This window comes from Microbacterium sp. B19 (assembly GCF_000333395.1).
Classification (GTDB): Bacteria; Actinomycetota; Actinomycetes; order Actinomycetales; family Microbacteriaceae; genus Microbacterium.
The window spans coordinates 1-1,792 of the sequence record NZ_BADA01000460.1; the positions used below are offsets into that span (position 1 = coordinate 1).

General features: G+C 74.8%; 1 protein-coding gene and 1 pseudogene. One reads left to right on the forward strand and one right to left on the reverse strand.

What is annotated here, in order from left to right; genetic code table 11:
* Window positions 1-833, reverse strand: a pseudogene (locus I5G_RS16055) (hypothetical protein); the annotation flags it as partial.
* Between the two features lie 40 nt (window positions 834-873).
* On the opposite strand from I5G_RS16055, the gene I5G_RS23000 reads away from it, so the two are divergent.
* Window positions 874-1,743, forward strand: coding sequence for an N-acetylglucosamine-6-phosphate deacetylase (locus I5G_RS23000; protein ID WP_022879968.1), 870 nt, complete (start codon window positions 874-876; stop codon window positions 1,741-1,743).
* The last annotated feature ends 49 nt before the right edge of the window (window positions 1,744-1,792 follow it).

Sequence of the window (1,792 nt, forward strand, 5' to 3'; positions counted from 1 at the left end):
CCCACCAGCAGCACCCACGCCCAGCGCCGACCCCGACGGATGCCGTTCGCCACCGCCAGGACGACCGCGGTGTTCACCGCGACGTCGATCCACGATCCCGACACCGGATCCGAGGAGCCGAAAGGCCCCGTCGTGGGGCTGAGGTAGGTGAGGACGTCGATCGCCCCGAGCCCGCAGACCCCCACGAACGCGATGAGCCGCTGCTCCCGGACCGACACGCGCTGCGGACGCAGCGAGCGGTCGACGGCGAGCACCAGGGCCACCGCGAGGACGTGCTCGAGGTCGTTGAGCGACCCCCAGTAGAGGAAGGTCACCGACAGCACCGCGACCAGCACCGTCCACGCGCGCAGACGCCACGGCGAAGGGAGCAGCGACACCGCCGCCGCCACGCCCGCGATCACCCCGGGCGACGGTCCGACGTCGAGGGCGGCAGCCTGCTCCTGGGCCCACGGCCACGGGAGCAGGGCCGCGAGCCACAGCACACCGGACGCGAGCAGCACCGCGCCGAGCTGCCCGCCCGCGAAGTACGCGAGCGCGACCCGGGAGCCGCGGCGGAACTCGAGGTAACCCAGGCCCGCCAGGCCCACGAGGATCGGGGCGTACAGCCACGGCACCGACACGAAGAACGTCCCGGTGACCGGGGTCCACCACCGGCCGGCCTCCAGCGCGGGGAGTCCGTAGGCCACGGTGTCGTGCAGCGGTGCCGCCGCGAACGGCGACCACAGACCCGCGGATGCCACGCCGACCGCGAGCAGCACCACGACGAGCGCCGCGGTGACCGGGAGACGGCGGGCGGCGGCGGCGACGTGACCGAAGGTGGTTCTCTCCCCCATGGGCCTCACGATAGTGCGGAGGAGGACGACAATGAGGGCGATGGATCTCCACTGCCATGGCGCGCTCGGCCATTCCTTCGACGACGCGGATGCCGCCGGGGTGGCGGCCGCGGTCGCGTACCACCGGGAGCGCGGCAGCGACGCGGTGATGCTCAGCCTCGTCAGCGCGCCCCTCGACCGGCTCGCGCGGCGGCTCAGGGAGCTCCGCGGCATCCTCCCCGACGTCCCCGGTGCGGCGGGGGTGCATCTCGAGGGGCCGTTCCTCGCCCCCGGGCGCCGCGGCGCGCACGACCCTGGCTCCCTCCTCACCCCGACCCTCGAGGCGGTCCGCACCCTGCTGGCCGCGGGGAATGGCATCCTGCGCCAGATCACCCTCGCTCCGGAACTGCCGGGCGCGCTCGCCGCCGTGCGGGCGTTCACCGACGCGGGAGTCGTCGTCGCGGTCGGTCACACCGAGGCCGACTACGCCACCGCGGGCGCCGCGTTCGACCACGGCGCGCGCCTGCTGACGCACGCCTTCAACGCGATGCCGGGTCTCCACCACCGCGATCCGGGCCCCGTCGGTGCAGCCCTGGAGCGCGACGAGGTCGTGCTCGAGCTCATCGCCGACGGCGTGCACGTGCATCCGGCGCTGATCCGCACGCTGTTCGCCGCGGCCCCGGGGCGCGTGGCGCTGGTCACGGATGCCATGGCCGCCACCGGGCTCGGCGACGGCGTCTACGCGCTCGGCGAGCTCACCGTCGAGGTGACCGGCGATCGTCCGGTCCTCCGGGGCACCGACACGCTCGCGGGTTCGACGCTCACGCTGGACCGGGCCGTGGAGGTGTGCCTGCGCGCGGGGGTGCCCGAGGAGCAGGTGCGCGCGGCGGTCAGTAGCGTTCCGCGGCGCGTGCTTGCGCCCCTCGCCTGAGCGGACTCAGACGTCGGTCACCGCGTGCCAGGCGGCGCGGGCGGATGCC